Origin of the sequence: Aquisalimonas lutea (assembly GCF_030409225.1) — a bacterium.
GTDB lineage: Bacteria > Pseudomonadota > Gammaproteobacteria > Nitrococcales > Aquisalimonadaceae > Aquisalimonas > Aquisalimonas lutea.
In genome coordinates, this window is the sequence record NZ_JAUFPK010000001.1 from 2,264,115 (window position 1) to 2,281,653 (window position 17,539).

General features: G+C 60.7%; 19 protein-coding genes and 1 tRNA gene. 6 read left to right on the plus strand and 14 right to left on the minus strand.

Annotated features, from left to right (window positions below):
* The first annotated feature begins 37 nt into the window (after positions 1-37).
* The 3 genes from QWY84_RS10650 to QWY84_RS20100 all read left to right on the plus strand — a co-directional run bounded on the left by QWY84_RS10650 (position 38) and on the right by QWY84_RS20100 (position 2,904).
* Positions 38-868, plus strand: coding sequence for an alpha/beta fold hydrolase (locus QWY84_RS10650; protein ID WP_290202567.1), 831 nt, complete (start codon positions 38-40; stop codon positions 866-868).
* 432 nt (positions 869-1,300) lie between these two features.
* Positions 1,301-2,590 carry a tyrosine-type recombinase/integrase gene (locus QWY84_RS10655; RefSeq protein ID WP_290202568.1) on the plus strand — a complete coding sequence of 430 codons (1,290 nt, stop codon included), beginning with the start codon at positions 1,301-1,303 and terminating at the stop codon, positions 2,588-2,590.
* A gap of 155 nt (positions 2,591-2,745) precedes the next feature.
* Complete coding sequence (locus QWY84_RS20100) at positions 2,746-2,904, plus strand: helix-turn-helix transcriptional regulator (protein WP_353959877.1); 159 nt, start codon at positions 2,746-2,748, stop codon at positions 2,902-2,904.
* Between the two features lie 179 nt (positions 2,905-3,083).
* Here the strand turns inward: QWY84_RS20100 and QWY84_RS10660 are convergent, their stop codons facing one another.
* From QWY84_RS10660 to QWY84_RS10710, 11 genes are all read right to left on the minus strand, one after another.
* Complete coding sequence (locus QWY84_RS10660) at positions 3,084-3,587, minus strand: sigma-70 family RNA polymerase sigma factor (RefSeq protein ID WP_290202569.1); 504 nt, start codon at positions 3,585-3,587, stop codon at positions 3,084-3,086.
* Positions 3,580-4,050 (minus strand): terminase small subunit-like protein, encoded by a 471-nt coding sequence (locus QWY84_RS10665; RefSeq protein WP_290202570.1) that lies wholly within the window; start codon positions 4,048-4,050, stop codon positions 3,580-3,582. Before QWY84_RS10665 ends, QWY84_RS10660 begins: the two co-directional genes overlap by 8 nt.
* Complete coding sequence (locus tag QWY84_RS10670) at positions 4,040-4,174, minus strand: sigma factor-like helix-turn-helix DNA-binding protein (RefSeq protein ID WP_290202571.1); 135 nt, start codon at positions 4,172-4,174, stop codon at positions 4,040-4,042. Before QWY84_RS10670 ends, QWY84_RS10665 begins: the two co-directional genes overlap by 11 nt.
* Positions 4,171-4,785 (minus strand): hypothetical protein, encoded by a 615-nt coding sequence (locus QWY84_RS10675; protein WP_290202572.1) that lies wholly within the window; start codon positions 4,783-4,785, stop codon positions 4,171-4,173. The genes QWY84_RS10670 and QWY84_RS10675 overlap by 4 nt, the downstream gene beginning before the upstream one ends.
* The gene (locus QWY84_RS10680) at positions 4,782-5,030 is read right to left on the minus strand and encodes a hypothetical protein (RefSeq protein ID WP_290202573.1); all 249 of its coding nucleotides are present in this window, start codon (positions 5,028-5,030) and stop codon (positions 4,782-4,784) included. Before QWY84_RS10680 ends, QWY84_RS10675 begins: the two co-directional genes overlap by 4 nt.
* Positions 5,027-5,362 (minus strand): hypothetical protein, encoded by a 336-nt coding sequence (locus QWY84_RS10685; RefSeq protein WP_290202574.1) that lies wholly within the window; start codon positions 5,360-5,362, stop codon positions 5,027-5,029. Before QWY84_RS10685 ends, QWY84_RS10680 begins: the two co-directional genes overlap by 4 nt.
* A gap of 43 nt (positions 5,363-5,405) precedes the next feature.
* A complete protein-coding gene (locus QWY84_RS10690) occupies positions 5,406-5,897 on the minus strand; it encodes a YraN family protein (protein WP_290202575.1) in 492 nt (163 codons plus the stop codon).
* On the minus strand, positions 5,857-6,783 hold the full coding sequence (locus QWY84_RS10695) for a hypothetical protein (protein WP_290202576.1): 927 nt from the start codon (positions 6,781-6,783) through the stop codon (positions 5,857-5,859). Before QWY84_RS10695 ends, QWY84_RS10690 begins: the two co-directional genes overlap by 41 nt.
* A gap of 769 nt (positions 6,784-7,552) precedes the next feature.
* Positions 7,553-7,972, minus strand: coding sequence for a hypothetical protein (locus tag QWY84_RS10700; RefSeq protein ID WP_290202577.1), 420 nt, complete (start codon positions 7,970-7,972; stop codon positions 7,553-7,555).
* 446 nt (positions 7,973-8,418) lie between these two features.
* Positions 8,419-8,494, minus strand: a tRNA-Asn gene (locus QWY84_RS10705).
* Between the two features lie 58 nt (positions 8,495-8,552).
* Positions 8,553-9,734 (minus strand): pyridoxal phosphate-dependent aminotransferase, encoded by a 1,182-nt coding sequence (locus QWY84_RS10710; protein ID WP_290202578.1) that lies wholly within the window; start codon positions 9,732-9,734, stop codon positions 8,553-8,555.
* 167 nt (positions 9,735-9,901) lie between these two features.
* Here QWY84_RS10710 and uvrB point away from each other — a divergent pair, with 167 nt between their 5' ends.
* Positions 9,902-11,932: an excinuclease ABC subunit UvrB gene (uvrB, locus tag QWY84_RS10715; protein ID WP_290202579.1), complete on the plus strand. Its 2,031-nt coding sequence runs from the start codon at positions 9,902-9,904 to the stop codon at positions 11,930-11,932.
* Between the two features lie 5 nt (positions 11,933-11,937).
* On the opposite strand, the gene QWY84_RS10720 is transcribed toward uvrB, so the two are convergent.
* Entirely contained in the window at positions 11,938-13,152 is a 1,215-nt protein-coding gene (locus QWY84_RS10720) for an MFS transporter (RefSeq protein WP_290202580.1), read from the minus strand.
* A gap of 135 nt (positions 13,153-13,287) precedes the next feature.
* Between QWY84_RS10720 and QWY84_RS10725 the strand changes: the two genes are divergently transcribed.
* On the plus strand, positions 13,288-14,307 hold the full coding sequence (locus tag QWY84_RS10725) for a histone deacetylase family protein (RefSeq protein ID WP_290202581.1): 1,020 nt from the start codon (positions 13,288-13,290) through the stop codon (positions 14,305-14,307).
* Positions 14,308-14,322: 15 nt separating this feature from the next.
* Here QWY84_RS10725 and QWY84_RS10730 read toward each other — a convergent pair whose 3' ends face one another.
* Entirely contained in the window at positions 14,323-15,240 is a 918-nt protein-coding gene (locus QWY84_RS10730) for a malate dehydrogenase (protein ID WP_290202582.1), read from the minus strand.
* 312 nt (positions 15,241-15,552) lie between these two features.
* Between QWY84_RS10730 and QWY84_RS10735 the strand changes: the two genes are divergently transcribed.
* Positions 15,553-16,869 carry a glycine cleavage T C-terminal barrel domain-containing protein gene (locus QWY84_RS10735; protein WP_290202583.1) on the plus strand — a complete coding sequence of 439 codons (1,317 nt, stop codon included), beginning with the start codon at positions 15,553-15,555 and terminating at the stop codon, positions 16,867-16,869.
* Positions 16,870-16,956: 87 nt separating this feature from the next.
* Here QWY84_RS10735 and QWY84_RS10740 read toward each other — a convergent pair whose 3' ends face one another.
* Positions 16,957-17,409, minus strand: coding sequence for a methyltransferase family protein (locus tag QWY84_RS10740; RefSeq protein ID WP_290202584.1), 453 nt, complete (start codon positions 17,407-17,409; stop codon positions 16,957-16,959).
* Positions 17,410-17,539 lie beyond the last annotated feature (130 nt).

The following is a 17,539-nucleotide window of genomic DNA, read 5'->3' on the forward strand; positions in this document are numbered from 1 at the left end:
CATTCTGCGGGCGTTATGTAGAAAAGGAGTTCGAGCAATGAGCAGTTGGAAACTTTCACAGTCTTACGACTACGACGGGCGAAAAGTTCGTTATGGCCGGTTGGGCGAAGGCCCACCAATGGTCCTTGTTCATGGGACTCCCTGGTCATCATTCAATCTGCGACATCTGATACAACAGCTGTCCAATAAGTACGCGGTCTATTTTTTTGACTTGCTGGGCTATGGCCAATCTTGTACAGCGGAAGGCGACGTATCGTTGGGAGTACAGAATAAGGTTTTGGATAGCTTGCTTACTCACTGGGGGCTGGACAATCCGATTATTGTCGGTCATGACTTTGGTGGCGCTACCGCGCTCAGAGCCCATCTTCTAAATGAACGGTCTTTCAAGAAGATTATTTTGATTGATCCGGTCGCAGTCTCTCCTTGGGGCTCACCGTTTTTCCGCCATGTAAACAGGTATGAAGCCGCTTTTTCAGGGCTCCCAGACTATATTCACGAAGCTGTGGTCCGGTCCTACGTCCAAACGGCTGCTTTCAAGCCAATTGATGAGGCAACACTGGAGGGAATCGTTTCGCCGTGGACTGGCGAGCATGGCAAGACAGCTTTCTATCGTCAGATGGCTCAAGCGGACTCTAAATATACCGACGAGGTCCAGTCGCTTTATCCTACGATTACTACACCTACCTTGATTCTCTGGGGGCGAGAGGATAGCTGGATACCGCTGGAGCGCGGGGAAGAGCTCCACAGCTTGATTCCGGGATCGGCTTTTCGCGTGATTGATGATGCAGGCCACCTCGTCATCGAAGAGAAGCCTTGTGAGGTGGTGCAGGAGATCTTGGATTTTTGCTTAGACCTCGAAGCTACATAACCAGTGGCAGCACGGTGGCCGCGTTTCTGCCGCGTTGCGGCTCCAAACCCAAACCGGCACGTGTGCCAGACGTTACCGGGAATCAGATCGGACGCTCGAGGATCAAGCGTGGCTAGCGAGTTCGCGTTGACGTGGAGACGTGGACGCTTGACCAGTGACAGTTATGTGCCAATCCACGAAAAAGGCCCTAGCCGAAGTCGACTAGGGCCTCACTCTTGTTGGCTCCCCGGGACGGGCTCGAACCGCCGACCCAGTGATTAACAGTCACGTTCCGTAGTGTTTCACCGTCTTTCCATCCATTCCGACAGTCGTAGATAAATACCGTCATGACAGCACCTTAATCGTATCTTGTGTTGCGCTCTGTTTCGTCGTAGTGCATACTTTGCCTAAGTGAATGTGCACTACAGTGTGCACTACAGAGCAGGGGGTAACATGCTTACGGTGAAGCAACTCGACAACCTCAAGCCCAAGGGCAGCCCGTATCGTGTTTGGGACTCTGACCGCTCAGGCTTCGGTGCACAGGTGAGCAAGGCTGGTGTTGTCACCTTCTTCCAGTTCTACCGGATGGAAGGCAAGCGCCGGTTTATGAACCTTGGCCGCTATCCTGACAAGAGCTTGCGTGACGCACGAGAAGAGGCCGCAGAGGCCCGTAACCTTGTTCAGCAGGGGGTAGACCCACAGGACAAGCGAGAAGCCGACAGAGAGGCAGAGAAGGCCGAGAAGCGCCGCCGGGATGCTGAACCGTTGGTGTCTGATGCTGTGGCGACCTACATCCGTAAGCACGTGTCCGGGCTGGCCAGTGAAAAGCCTATCACTCGCTATTTCGAGCGGGACTTGGTGCCGGAGCTAGGCGAGTTGAAGGTAAAGGACGTGCGCCGCCGTGATGTTCTGAACATGGTGGAGAAGAAGGCCGCCCAGACTCCCACCGCTGCACGGCACTTGCTGGCGTACACCAAGGGTTTTTTTGATTGGTGTGTGGACCGGGAGTATATCGACGCGAGCCCCGCCGCTGGCATCAAGCCGAAGTCGGTCAAGGCTGAGGGCAAGAAAAACGCTCTGAGGCCCGGCAAGCGGGCGAGGGTGCTGGATGCTGGGGAAACCCGCACGTTCTGGAATGAGGTAGAAGGCTGCGGAGTCCGTCGCCTGACCGCTCTGGCGCTGAAACTGGTTCTCGTGACGGGGCAACGCCCGGGCGAGGTGGCCGGGATACACAAGGATGAGATTGATGGTGATGTGTGGACGATTCCGGCAGAGCGGCGGTTGAAGACGGAAAGCGAACACGTTGTGCCGCTGGCACCGCTGGCGCTAGAACTCATTGAGCAGGCACAACAGGAGGTGCAGAGGCTCCAGGCACGGCGCAGCGACAAGGCAACCGGGTATATCTTCGAGGCGTACCCCGGCAGTGCGCTGACTGTGGGGGCACTCAGTAAGGCGGTGACGCGCTACGCTGAGGCGCTGGGGAATCAGGACGATACCAAATGGGGGCATTGGACACCCCACGATTTGCGGCGGACGTGCCGCACGGGGCTTAGTGAGATGGACATACCCGACGAGATAGGCGAGGCGGTCATAGGGCACGTCAAGCTAGGTATGGTCGGGGTGTATAACCAGAACAAGTACGTTAACCGCAAGCGGGAAGCTCTGGAGGCGTGGGAGCGCCGGTTGCTGCGTCTGGCGGTAGGCGAGGAAGCCACAAAGGACAACGTTGTGTCGCTGCACTGATTTAATCAACAATTCCCCCGCTAACCCCCTGTCTTTGGGGGTTTTTATGTTTTTTAACCTTGCTTTTCCGGGGGCAATTTGGTAGTGTGGTCCGGCTCTGATGCGAGCGAATAGTAACCGAAACAGGGGAATGCCTATGGAAAACAGGAGGGTTGATGTACTTATCAAACAAAGAGGTGCAAGAGCGTTATAGTATCAGCCGCACAACGATTTGGCGTGCGGTGAAAGAGGGGAGGTTGCCCGAGCCTCATATTATTTGCGGCAACCTGAAGCGATGGAAACTGCAAGAGTTGGAAGCGTGGGAAAGTAGGTAGTCGCTCCGGGGCTCTGGTATGTTGGCCAGATAACCCTTTTAGTGAGAAAAATACGTTATGAAGGAACTACTTATAACCACTAGCGACGGGCGGCAGTTCCGGTTTTCTTCCCCCTATACACCAGATTCCATTTTAAGCCGAGAGTACGTGGTAGTAGATACCATATATATTGTTAAATATCAGATAGTTACGATTGAAGTCTTATCAGAGAGTAGTTGACGGGCGCGGTGCAGGCGGGAGCGTACCGTACCAATGTTCGCGTTCATGGCTTCGCTGATTTCTTCGTAGGTCAGTCCGTCGACGTGGCGGTATAGAATACTAAGCCCCAACTCTTCGGGCATGTTGTCCACGGCGTCGCTGATGGCGTCTAGTCTCTGGTCGCGTTCTAGCTCGCTGTCGGGGCTATCAAAGTCACTAATGATAATTTCCCCGTCTTCCTCGGTGTCTTGGTAGCGCGGGCGGCGACTTTGGGCCACTAGGTAGTTTTTGGCTGTGTTTACAGCGATACGGTGCAACCAGGTCCGTACTGCACTCTCTCCCCTGAAGGATTCCCGGGCACGCCACGCCTTCAAGAAAGCCTCCTGTGTGACTTCTTCGGCCTCGGCGGGGTTGCGCACGTAGCGGGATACAACACTGTGAATATAGCTTTTGTTGTCGTTATAAATTGCTTCAAAATCAATCATTTGTGTCGTCTAATGCCTCGCCTTCTATGACATCTACCCCCAGCAGGTTAGCGAGTTTCCGCTTCGCCCCGTCTTCTACGTGCACATAACTCTCTGACACCACGTGCTGACGTTCGGTGAATCTCTCCGGCATGTTGGCTTTAGCCAGAGCCATCAACAGTTTGTCGCTGTATTCCCGCTCTTCGCCTACTTTCTCGCCCTTGTAATAGACACCCTTACCAATCCCCTGGATTCCCCGACGGTGCATCTCTCGTTCTATTTCAAGACAGGCACGGTCCCGGGCTTGGTTGATACGCTCCCGGAACTCGGGTTCGCGCTCCATGGCGAAGTAAACAGTGCGACGGTTGACCCCTACCTCGGCACAACAAGCGGACAGGTTGGCGGTCTGGGCCAGTAGCTCAACGAGCTTGTCCTTCTTGTCCTCGGTGAGTCTGGCGCGGGATTGTATTGGTTTATCCGTCATGATTTCGTGCCCGATGAAGGCGGGAACGGACTGTACCAATAGGCACCTTTAGATAATTCGCAATTTCCAAATAAGACAGCCCGGATTCCCGCAAAAGTAGTGTGACTCTCAGTTTTTGGCTCATGACAGCGGCAGTTTCTGATACTCGTCGAACCCGTAGGAAGAGATGAACTCCCGTTTCTGGTTGTCGTTCATTTCTCCGCGCTTCATTCGGGGTACGGGTTTCTGTCCACCAGTTGCAGCACCGCGAGTGCCGCCGCCTTGCTGACCTCGGCCTCGGAAAGCACCCTGGAACCTCTCGTCCTTCTTCAACTCCGCCACATAATCAGAAACCGGCTTATCACCAACCACCACGCCGTCATCCGTCACTTCGGCTGACTTCTCCAGTACGGGCCGCAGTAGGTCCGGGATGCCCCCATGGTCGGCGATAGCGCGTTCTACAGCGGCCTGCTTCTCTGTCCCCTCAACACGGGCCTTCAGTTGCTCTAGGGTCTCTTCCGTACCCTGGAGGCGCTGTTGGTATTCCTTAGCTGCCGCGTCTGAGTCGGCTTTTTCTTGCTCAATCTCTTTCAGTTTGAGGCGGCGGTTCTTGCCTTCGGTGTTCAACTCGTGAATGCGCTCGCGTGCGCCGGTAAGTTGTTCCTCCATCTGGGCAAGCTGTGCCTGTAGCTCTTCAATTGTTGGCTGATTGTTGTTTTCCACATCGTCGTTAAATTCTTCGGCCATCTCGGTCATAGGGGTAGCTCCTCATAAACATCAATTCCAAATTCGGCAATAACGCGGCGCTTTGTTTGGTCGTCCATTTTTGAGCGTTTGAGATTGGCGAGCTTGGGAACGGCGTCGCGTTTCTCTCGCATTTTCTCAATCTCGGCTTCTCGTTCCTTTTCCTTTTCGGCTTCTTCTAGCTTTGCCTCGGTTTCGGCTAAGCGTTCTTCGAGTTCGGCGCGAATCTGCTCGTCCGTCTTCTCTTCTTCAGTCATTGCGTTACCTCACGATAGAGTTTCATAATATCTTGAAAGTTTGAGCTTTCTGAATAGTTCTCCAGAATCAATGCCTCTGTTTCCGCTTTGAATTGTTCAATTTCTGGGCTGGTCATTTCATTACGAATTAAGCCGGCGATAGTTACAAGCCTTTCCGGCACGTCAACTTGGGTTTTAAGTTCGTGTCGTAATACGTCTTTCAGATTAAAATATTCCTTGTTACCACACTTTAGCGGTGCGGGAATAAAGCCACTGCGTACAGCGAAATCGACACCTTCCAGTGTGCATTCCCAACGTGTCGCTAATTCTTCTTTCGTGATAGACTCAGTCATGTTCCCTCCAATGTCTTATTTCGTTGCTATTATTGACCTTTAATTAACCTTGGAGTTCCGTAATAATTTCGCTCACATTCGGAATTACTTGTATAATTGGCGCTTCATCAATCGGCACCAATGCGCCTACAGAATGGTATAACGTACCACTGTATCCTGTTGTTTTTGTTGGGATAGCTGGATAGTCCCGTACCTCAAGCTGTGTCTTGATATCACGGGGACGGAACACATACGTAACATCCGAATCAAGATAATAATAAAACCAGTAATCGGCGCGGCTGGTGTAGATACACCCCGGGGTTGCCTTTTCGTCGTTGCTGATTATCTCAATAAACAGATTGTTAGCCGGATGGGTGTCTGTCTTCACATCAATCGTGAATACGTCTTCACGCTTTCGGGCCACAATATCAATGTCATTTTCCTGAAAGAACTCATGGTCAGACGTGTCTATGATTGTCCAGCCCCGATGTGTTAGCCACGAAATGATGAGTTGTTCACCCTGTTGCCCGGTTTCCTTCGAAGTTTGAAAATCCATGGCGAATTTTCTCCTTTGTTATTGTTATTCTGTATCCGGTCTCTTGTTCTACTAGGCGTTCCATTTCCGCAGTGTCATAGCTTTCGGTGGACATGAAGCCGTCATACATGGGTACGTCTACCCTTTTGTCCCGGGATACAACAGCGAGCAATTGACTCTCGATGTTCTGTAATTTGTTGCTTAGTGCAACGTGGAAATTATCAACGTCACCGACCAATTTACGGCCCGCGTCAACGGTTTCGTTGTAATATTCTGACACCCATGGATGGTCCCAAAAGGCACGAACCTTATTGCGGCCTAGATTTTTGGCAACCGCGCACTTCTTCTCATACAGCCCATCATCGGCACCAAACAGCACCGCAATAATGCTCGTCTTAACCGGCTTGTATTCGCATCCAATATCAGCGGCCACCATCTCCCGCACGGCGCGTGGATTGTCTACAAGCGCCTGGGTCCGGGGGTAGTCACCAAAGTGCGCCAGTATGGCTTGGTGACAGGCGGTGAAATCATAATCCCAATACCCGTTCATCGCGGCGGTGCGTAAGTTCTCGTGCGCGTTCTGGATGGCAAACCCACCAGAGCCAACAATGCGCCCGTTGGGGATTTGATGGTACGACTGCGGGATAACACCAACAGGGAGTTGATTCTTTGCCGCCATGGCTTTGATAAGCCGAACACGAGTAATCCAACGCTCGTTATCAGCGGTGGTATGGATATAATCATCCAGAGCACTCAGGTCTACGTGAACCTGCCCGGACACCACAAGGTCACCAACGTGAACCCGCTGGGGGATGAATCGTGCCTGACGGTCGCGTAATTGCCCCCGTACCTCGGCAATCTCACGGATAAGCCCGGCGGAGGTTAGCCCGCTCAGGAGGTCAAACACGATTGGATTCGGGTAGACCCGGCGAGCGTAGCGGTCCCGTTCAAAGTGTGGGTCAACGGTGAAGAACCGGTACTTATCATTCACCCGCTTAAAGGACTTGTCACAATGCCCAATCGAATGGAGGTAGGATGTGGAAACACAACAGGCCGTTGGGTCTTGGTAATGTGTTTTAGGATGAGTCAGAAGTTTAATAATTAGCCTCTGAGTTCCCTTTGTCTCTTCACCAAATCAATCTAGATTGTTATATAAATAATCTGATATATCCGGATAGAATGTGGTGCAGGTAGCCGGGAATCGAGGCGGGGAAGAACCGGTCTGGCCGCTAATTTCGGCGAGAGGACTTAAAGTATTGTTTTCTGGCATTTTTTACCCTCCAAATATCATATCGCATGACCCCTCCTTTTTTTGAAAAATATGGGGGCGCGTCACGCACCCCCGGATGATATTCGCAGCCCGGTGGAGGGTGTCCGAACTGCTTATAAACTTGGATAATTAGGCGCGGAAAAAGTTCCGTAATGAACCACAGACGACAACACAAGTCAAGCGTTGTCTTAGGGTGAGTGCAAACAAAGGGGAGGTGGAATGTTAGACAGGAGTATTGTGGCGGAAATCGTCAAACACTTCCGGGGAAAGATACCTGTACGTGGCTCGGAAAGCGGAAAGATTAGGAGTTCACAGGAGGAAATTCAACGAATGGCACAGAAGATGGGGTACCCTACCGGGTCGGGGTGAATCGGCCGAAATCCACCCCACAAACCCTGAAAAGTTTCTATTGGCCATTCTTTTCAAGTTGGTCTAGCCTCTGGTCAAGGATTTTATTGACTTTTTGTTGCTCTTCGACGAGGTTCAGGACGTCGAAAAGTACGTTACGAAAACGTTTGAAGAACCAAAGGAGAACAAATAGCATCAAGGCGAAGACAAGCAAGCCCGTTTGGATAGAAATAAGAAGGACGGTGCTGTGGGTTACGGTGTCGTGAGTCGCCAGGGTTCGCCATATACCTAACGTGGGCAGGACTACCGCCAGCGTGAGAAGGGTCCAGTGAATCCAGGGTTTGACGACCTTACCTAGGCGGTCAATAGCGTCCTCTGGGGACTGTGCCCCTGCTGTCACAATAGGCGTTGCAACGCTGATGATGATAGCGGGAAGGCTAGTAAGTATTGTAATTAGAATATTGGTAGTGAGACCCATCAGCGACTCCTCGGTTTAGGTCAATATATTACCGCCCAGCATATCCCGAGAAGGTAACGCAGCCGGATTTTCTTCGCTATATATTCGAGATGGGTAAGAGCGTCTAGACCGGTCTGTCTGGGGGTTCCCGGGGTCAATAGCATAGTCGGATTGTATTGTCAATACAAGTAATGGGGCCTGTGAGTCATCAAAAGACGGAGGCTAGGTATTGGCCCTGCTTGGGGTTCGTTCGTCGGCTGTGCGGCTTCTCTGTGCGTCGGTAGTGCGGTATCACGTTGCGGTAGCTCAGGTGGGAGTGCAGGAGAGACACGCTGTAGTGCGTTAGCACGCTACTGTGTCTCGACGGGGAGGCGGTAGCAAGGTCCAACGTGCACTACAATGTGCACTACAGCCCGGATAGGCATAAAAAAAGGGCTAGGCCGATTGACCTAACCCCTTGATTTTGTTGGCTCCCCGGGACGGGCTCGAACCGCCGACCCAGTGATTAACAGTCACTTGCTCTACCAGCTGAGCTACCGGGGATCCGTTCAGCCCGGTATTCTACAGAACGCCGAAACGGCGTCAACCGGGGCTTGCGCCCCTATCCGAGAGCCTTGGCGAGGCGCTCCATGGCCTTCTCCAGGTTCTCCATGCTGGTGGCGAAGGAGATCCGGGCGTAGCCCTCCAGGCCGAAGGCGGAGCCGGGCACCAGGGCGACGTTGGCCTCGTTGATCAGGTGCTCGGCCAGGGCCATGTCGTTCTTCAGGCCCAGGTTCTCGATGGCGCCCTGCACCCGCGGGAACGTGTAGAACGTGCCGTCGCCCTCCACGGCCTCGATGCCGCGGATGTTGTTGAGCGCGGTGACCACGAAGTCGTGGCGTTCCTTGAACGCCTTGAGCATGGGCGCGATGCAGCCCTGGTCGCCGGTGAGCGCCGCCACGGAGGCGGCCTGGGCGATGGAGCACGGGTTGGACGTGCTCTGGGACTGGATCTTCTTCATGGCGCCGATGACATCCGCCGGCCCGGCGGCGTAGCCGATGCGCCAGCCCGTCATGGAGTACCCCTTGGAGACGCCGTTGATGACGATGGTGCGCTCCTTGAGGCCGGGGCAGGCGTTGACGATGTTGGTGAACGGCTCCTCGGCCCACAGGATGTGCTCGTAGATGTCGTCGGTAAGCACCAGCGCCCGCGGGTAGTTCTCGAGCACGGCGCCCAGGGCCTCCAGCTCGGCGCGGCTGTAGGCCACCCCCGTGGGGTTGGACGGGCTGTTGAGGATCACCAGCCGGGTCTTGCTGGTCAGCGTGGCGTCCAGCTGCTCGGGGGTGATCTTGAAGCGCTGCTCCTTGGTGGCCTCGATCTCGCGCGGCACGGCGTCGGCGAGCAGGGCCATGTCCGGGTACGACACCCAGTACGGGATCGGCACCACGACCTCGTCGTCCGGGTTCAGTACGGCCTGCATGACGTTGTAGATGCTGTGCTTGGCGCCGGCGGAGACCAGGATCTGGTTGCCCTCGTAGTCCAGGCCGTTCTCCCGCGAGAGCTTCTGCTGCACCGCCTGCTTGAGCTCCGGGGTGCCGTCCACGGCGGTGTACTTGGTCTTGCCGGCGCGAATCGCCTCGATGGCCGCTTCTTTGATATGCTCCGGCGTGTCGAAATCAGGTTCCCCGGCGCCCAGGCCGATGATGTCCTGACCCGCTGCGCGAAGCTCTGCCGCCCGGGCCGTAACGGCCAGGGTGGGCGAGGGCTTGACGCGCTGAACCCGGTTGGCGAGGGAGTTGTCCAAGGCGACCTCCGACTGGTACTGGGACTGGCTGCATGCGAATGCCCGGTCCGCTTCCCACGGACTCTGCCGGGCAATTTCCAACCGCCAATCATAGTTGAATTCGCCGGCAACATGAAGGCAACTGCGTTGTTCCCCTCGGGCACGAATGCCCCGCCGAGAGAGACCGAATGAGCAAGCCGTTCCGCATGCATTCCGACTACGAGCCCGCCGGCGATCAGCCCCGGGCCATCAGCGAGCTCGTCGACGGCATCAACGACGGCCTCTATCATCAGACGCTGCTGGGCGTCACCGGCTCGGGCAAGACCTTCACCATGGCCAACATCGTCCAGGAGCTGCAGCGCCCGGCCCTGGTGCTGGCTCCGAACAAGACCCTGGCGGCGCAGCTCTACGGCGAGATGCGGGAGTTCTTCCCGGAGAACGCCGTGGAGTACTTCGTCTCCTACTACGACTACTACCAGCCCGAGGCCTACGTGCCGTCGTCGGACACCTTCATCGAGAAGGACGCCTCGGTGAACGAGCACATCGAGCAGATGCGGCTGTCGGCCACCAAGGCCATCATGGAGCGGCGCGACACCATCATCGTGGCCTCTGTGTCGTCCATCTACGGCCTGGGTGATCCCCAGGCGTACCTGAGCATGGTGCTGCACCTGGTCCGCGGCGACGTGGTGGACCAGCGCCAGATTCTGCGGCGGCTGGCCGAGCTGCAGTACACCCGCAACGACACCGAGCTGCGCCGCGGCACCTACCGGGTGCGCGGCGAGGTGATCGACATCTTCCCGGCCGAGTCCGAGTCCGAAGCGGTGCGGGTGGAGCTGTTCGACGACGAGGTGGAGGCGCTGAGCTGGTTCGACCCGCTCACCGGCGAGTCCCTGCGCAAGGTCAGCCGGGTGACCGTCTACCCCAAGACGCACTACGTCACCCCGCGCAAGACCATTGTCGATGCCATCGACGAGATCAAGGAGGAGCTGCGGGAGCGCCTGGCGGAGCTGCGCGCCAACGACAAGCTGCTGGAGGCCCAGCGGCTGGAGCAGCGCACCCGGTTCGACATCGAGATGATGCAGGAGCTGGGCTACTGCAACGGTATCGAGAACTACTCCCGCTATCTCTCGGGGCGCAAGCCCGGCGAGCCGCCGCCGACGTTGTTCGACTACCTGCCGCCGGACGCGCTGCTGTTCATCGACGAGTCCCACGTGACCATCCCGCAGATCGGCGGCATGTACCGGGGCGACCGGGCGCGCAAGACCACGCTGGTGGAGTACGGCTTCCGCCTGCCGTCGGCGCTGGACAACCGCCCCCTGCGTTTCGACGAGTGGGAGCGTCTGGCGCCGCAGATGGTGTTCGTCTCGGCCACGCCCGGGCCGTACGAGGAGCGGAACTCCGGTAAGGTGGTGGACCAGGTGGTGCGCCCCACGGGGCTGGTGGATCCGGCCGTGGAGGTGCGCCCGGCGAGCAGCCAGGTGGACGACCTGCTGAGCGAAGTCAGCGAGCGCACCGCCCGTAACGAGCGAGTGCTGGTGACCACGCTGACCAAGCGTATGGCCGAGGACCTCACCGAGTACATGACCGAGAACGGGGTCAAGGTCCGCTACCTGCACTCGGACATCGACACCGTGGAGCGCATGGAGATCATCCGCGACCTGCGCCTGGGCACCTTCGACGTCCTGGTGGGGATCAACCTGCTGCGCGAGGGCCTGGACCTGCCCGAGGTGACCCTGGTGGCCATTCTCGATGCCGACAAGGAGGGGTTCCTGCGCTCGGCCCGGTCGCTGATCCAGACCATCGGCCGCGCGGCGCGCAATGTCGACGGCACCGCCATTCTCTATGCCGACCAGGTGACCGACTCCATGCGCGCCGCCATCGACGAGACCGAGCGCCGCCGGGGCCGGCAGATCGCCCACAACGAGGCTCACGGCATCACGCCGCAGACCATCCGCAAGGCGGTGGCGGATGTCATGGAAAGCGGCGGCGCCGGCGTGCCCGAGCGCTCCGAGCGCACGGCGCAGGTGGCCGAGGAGGCTGCCCGCTACGCCGATTACACGCCGGCCCAGGCGGTCAAGCGCATCAAGGAGCTGGAGAAGGAGATGTACGCCCACGCCCGCAACCTGGAGTTCGAGGACGCCGGGCGGCTGCGCGACGAGATCCGTCGCCTCGAGCAGTACGCCCTGGAGCGGCCGGACGTGGGAGCCAGCTCCGCCTGAGGCGGTCAGCGCTGCCCGGCGGTGGCGGCCAGCAGTGCCGCCGCCAGCGCGTAGGCGGCGAGCACCAGGGCCAGGGTGGTCGGCGCCATGCCCGCGTCCAGCAGGGCGCCCGCCAGCACGGGGGAGACCGCCGTGGTCATGATCATGACGGCCTGGGCCAGCGCGCGGATGGCGCCCAGGTGGCGCGTCCCGTACAGCTCCGCCCAGAGGGCGCCCATGAGCGTCCCCGCCGTGCCCGCGCTCATGCCCATGAGGAACAGGTACACCGGCGCCGCCCAGGCGCCCGGCACCAGCGCCAGGGTAAGCAGCGCCAGCAGCATCGGCACCAGCAGCAGGGGCACCAGCCGGCGCGCGCCCAGCCGGTCCACCAGCGGCCCCGCCAGCATCAATCCGAGCACGTGGGCGGTGCCGAAGGCGAGGAAGCTCGACGCCAGCCAGTCCAGCCCCCATCCCTTGGCCTCGGCCACCGGCACCTGGTGGAAGAACAAGGCCGTGACGATCAGCGGCGGCCCCATGATGGCTGGCATCAGGGCGTAGAACACCGGGTGGCGGAGGACGTCCCGCCGGCGCCAGTCGGTCCCGTCCGGCGTTGCGTTGTCGGCGTCGGACGCCACCTCCGCCTGCCAGGCGGACACGCGCTCGCTGTGACCGCGCAGCAGCCACAGCGCCAGGGGCACCATGGCCACGGCCAGGACCACGGCGGCGGCCAGCCAGGTGGTGCGCCAGCCCAGCAGGCCGGTGGCGGCCACCAGGGTCATGGGCATCACCGCTTCGGCCAGGGGCAGGCCCAGCATGGCGATGCTCACGGCGCGCCCGCGCTCGGCCCGGAAGTACCGGCCCATGGTGGTCTGCGCCACGTGGACCATCATGCCCTGGCCGCTGAGGCGCAGCAGGTAGAAGGCCACCAGCAGCACCAGCACCCCGTGGGCGCCGGCGAGCAGGGCGCAGCCCGCCGCCGCGGTGGCCAGCACCCCGGCGGTGACCAGGCGCAGGTCGCGGGTGTCCACGACCCGCCCGGCGCGGACCAGAGTGGCCGCGCTGGCCAGGGTGGCCAGGGAGTAGATCAGCCCGTAGCCGGTGTTGCCGAGCTCCAGGGCCTCGCGCACGTGGCCGCCGAAAAGCGAGATGAGAAACGTCTGCCCGAAGCTGGACAGACCGGTGAGCACAACGCCGAAGGCGAGCAGGCGAGGGTGGTTGAGAAGCAGGTCGCGGACGCTCACGGGGCGGCTCCAGCGGCGGTGAAGGCGGGCAGGATAGAGGCTGGACGCGCGAAGTCAACGGCAGTGGTTCCTTTGGTGCGCCCGGGTGTGGTATTGAGGGCCTTTCGAACGCAGACCACCTGGGGGAGTAGCGAAGTGAAAGCGTTTTTCGACTCGAAGCAGGACGGCCATATCCCGCGCAGCTACCTGTCCCGCGGCCAGATGCGCACGCCGCTGGAGATCCCCGAGCGCACCGGGTATATCCTCCAGGGCCTGGAAAGCGTCGGTATCCCCGTGGAGCAGCCCGCGGATCACGGCATGCGGGGCATCAACCGCGTGCACGACCTGGGCTACCTGCGCTTCCTGGAGAACGCCCATCGCCGCTGGACGGCCGGACCCGATGACTGGGGCGACGAGGTCATGTCCAACGTCTTCGTGCGCTCGCCGAACCCGCTGCGGGGGATCCTGGCGGAGTCGGCCTGCTACCAGGCCGACGGCAGCTGCCCCATCGGCGAGAAGACCTGGGAGGCCGCCTACTGGTCCGCCCAGACGGCGCTGAGCGCGGCCGACGAGCTGCTCGCCGGTGCCCAGTCCGCCTACGCTGTCTGCCGGCCGCCGGGCCACCACGCGCGCAAGGATGCCGCCGGCGGTTTCTGCTACCTGAACAACGCCGCCATCGCCACCGAGGCGCTGAAGGAGCGCTTCCCGCGCATCGCCATCCTGGACCCGGACATGCACCACGGCCAGGGCATCCAGGAGATCTTCTACGACCGCGACGACGTGCTCTACATCTCCATCCATGGCGATACCACCAACTTCTACCCGGTGGTCAGCGGCCACGAGGACGAGCGCGGTACCGGCGCCGGCTACGGGCACACCATCAACCTGCCCATTGCGCACGGTTCCCCGGAAGAGACCTTCTTCGACCGCCTGGAGACGGCGCTGCACGCCATCAAGGTGTTCGAGCCGGATGCCCTGGTGGTGACCCTGGGCTTCGATATCTACGAGAACGACCCGCAGGCGAAGGTCGCCGTCTCCCATGAGGGATTCAACCGTCTCGGCCGGGCAGTGGGTGCAGTGCCGGGTCCCTTGCTGGTGGTGCAGGAGGGCGGCTACCACCTGGAGAGCCTCACCGAGAATACCCGGCAGTTCTTCTCCGGGCTGCAACAGGGCTGACTCCGGCGGGCGGTCTCAGGCGGGGCCGCCCGCGGCCAGGCGGATGGCATCGCGCACGGACTCCGCGGCCTCGCGGAACAGCCGGCGCTCGGTGTCGTTCATCCCCGGCTGCAGGAGCTTGCGCACGCCGCCGCGCCCCACCACGGCGGGCACGCTCAGGGCCACGTCGCGCTCGCCCAGGTAGCCGTCCAGGCGCTGGCTCACCGGGAAGGTCTGGCGGGTGTCGAAGGCCATGGCCTCGATGAGCAGCGAGCCGGCCATGGCCACGGCGTGGCTGGTATAGCCCTTGTTCCGCAGGATGGCGTAGCCGGCGTGGACCACCTCCCGGAACATCGCCTGGCGCGCCGGCGTGTTCTCCAGGTGCTCGCCGCCGGCCTGGGCCGAGCTCATCACCGGGAACTGCGCCGGGCCGTGCTCGCCCATGACGTAGGCGCGCAGGTCGAACGGGTTGATGCCCACCTCCCGCGACAGCATGGCGCGGAAACGCGCGGAATCCACCAGCGTGCCGCAGCCCAGCACCCGCTCCGGCGGAAAGCCGGTTTGCTCCACCGCGTAGTAGCTCAGCACGTCCACCGGGTTGGAGAGAATCACCAGGCAGGCATGCGGTGCCGCCCGGGCGAAGCGCGGCAGCAGCTCGCGGCACAGGTCGACGTTCTCCGGCCCCAGCAGCCGCCGGTCGGACTCCCCCGGCGGCAGCGGGCGTGAGGCGCAGAGGGCGATCACGTCAGCGCCGGCGAACGCCTCCGGCGGGCCGGCGGTGACCTCCATGCGCCGCTGGGTGAACGCCAGGGCGTGCTCCAGGTCCAGGGCCTCGCCCTCGGCCACCGCCTGCTGGCGGTTGTAGAGCACCAGCTCGTCGCCGATGCCGCGGTGGACCAGAGTATAGGCCAGCGCCGATCCCACCCGGCCCGTGCCGATGATGCCGATCTTCATGTCCGCCTCCCGTTGCGCCTCCCATGGTAGCCCCCCTGGGCGGCCGTAGCGACCGCCACCGCCGCGCGTCCGGCCGCGACGGATGTGCGTCCACGGACAAGTCAGCGGCGCTCGCGGAACAGGCGCACGCGCCGCCGAAACGGCCCTTCCGGAATCTGTCGCGGGCACCAAAGGGCGCGTCGCACATGAGCGCCCGGCGCCCCGTCAGCGCGCATAGCATCTCTCCCAGTGACGGCGTCGAGGGCCGCAGTCACGGCAGCCGAGCCCATGGGCAACAACGGGTACAACGAGTCACGGCGAGAGGTTTCAGTGATGGCCAGCAGCAACTTGAACTATCAGGACACGGTGGATCAGAGCGACCGCAAGGTGCCGTTCAATCTACGCCAGACGGGCGATCCGGGGATCCAGCTCCTCATCTCCAACCGCGTGCGCAAGTCCGCCTACTGGCACCTGTCCTGCGAGGCGGGCTGCTGGCGGGCGACGGTGTACAACCGCATGTATCACCCGCGCGGGTACGTGCGCCCCGAGGACGGCGGCGCCATGGTGGAGTACCGCGCCCTGGTCAACGACGTCACCCTGTGGAACGTCGCCGTGGAGCGGCCCATCCGCGTCAAGGGCCCGGACGCCGAGGCGTTCTGCAACTTCGTCTGCACCCGGGACATGACCCGCGTGCCGCCCATGAAGGGGCGCTACGTGATCCTCTGCAACGAGCAGGGCAAGGTGCTCAACGACCCGGTCATGCTGCGCCTGGCCGACGACGAGTTCTGGTTCACCATCAGCGACTCCGATCTCATGCTGTGGTTCCAGGGCGTCAACGTCATGGCGAAGTACGACGTCACCATCGAGGAGATCGACGTCTGCCCGCTGCAGATCCAGGGACCGAAGTCCGAGGCGCTGATGGTCGACCTGGTGGGCGAGGAAGTCCGCGAGGTGCCGTACTACGGCCTGATGCACGCGCAGATCGACGGCGTCGACTGCCTGGTGTCGCAGACGGGCTTCACCGGCGAGAAGGGCTACGAGGTCTACGCCTACGACTCGACGCTGAACGCCGAGAAGGTCTGGAACACCATCCGCGAGGTGGGCGAGAAGCACAACCTGATGGTGATCGCGCCGGCCCATCATCGCCGCATCGCCGCCGGCATCCTGTCCTACGGCCAGGACCTGGACCACGAGACCAACCCGTTCCAGTGCTACCTGGGGCACATGGTGCCCAAGTCCAAGGAGGCGGACTACATCGGCAAGCAGGCGCTGGAGCAGACGCGGGAGCTGGTCAACGCGGGCAAGCACCCGTTCCGGCATACCCTGGTGGGGCTGAAGATCGGCGGCAAGCCCATCGAGGACTATGCCCCCGACTTCTGGCTGGTCAGCGACGAGAGCAGCGACGAGCCCATCGGCTGGATCACCTCGCCGTGGTATTCGCCGGAGCTGGAGACCAACATCGCCATGGCCTACGTGCCGGTGGAGAAATCCGAGCTGGGCACCCGGCTGCAGGCCTGGCTGCCGGAGGAGTACCTGAACTACCCCGGTCATCCCGAGCACGCCGAGGTGGTGCAGATGCCGTTCCGGCCGTCGGTGAACATGAGCTCCCGCGAGCGCGCCAAGTCCGAGGGCCGGGACTACGCTTACTGAGAAGCCGGTTTGTTTCTCCTCTCGATTGGCGGGGAGCGGTGCTTGTGCCGCTCCCCGCACCTTTCTTGACCCCCGCAGCACACTCGATCAGATCCAGCGCCGCACCTGCTGCATGTAGGTGCGGAACGCGTCACCGAAGCGGGCCGTGAGCGCGCGCTCTTCCGGCAGGATCTGGAAGCGCTGGATGACGAGCATGAACGCCGGCAGAAGAAGCGCCGCCGGCACGTTGCCCAGGTAGATCAGCCACCCGGTGAGCATGAGAGCATCCGCGAGATAGATGGGATTGCGGCTGAGCCGGTAGATGCCGCTGGCCACCAGCGTTTCGCTGGATTCCGGGTGCATGGGGTTGATGGTGGTGCGGTGCCGTCGCAGCTCGACGGCGGCGAGCAGCAGGAGCGCGAGTCCGCCCGCGGCGACGGCCAGGCCCAGCCATCCTTGCCCGGGCAAGCGAACGGACAGACCCGGCGTCACGTAAGCCACCAGCCACATCAGGGCGGCCGTCACGAGCATCACCACGGGTGGCGGCAGGAACCGGTGCATGGTCGTTCCCCTTTCGTCTTGTACGTTGCGTCCGCCCTCGGGCCCGGAATGATGCGCGACTTCCGGGGCGGCTGCAACGGCGTGCACGTCCGCCGCTTGCGTCCGGCTGAGCGGCTGTCACCATAGGTCG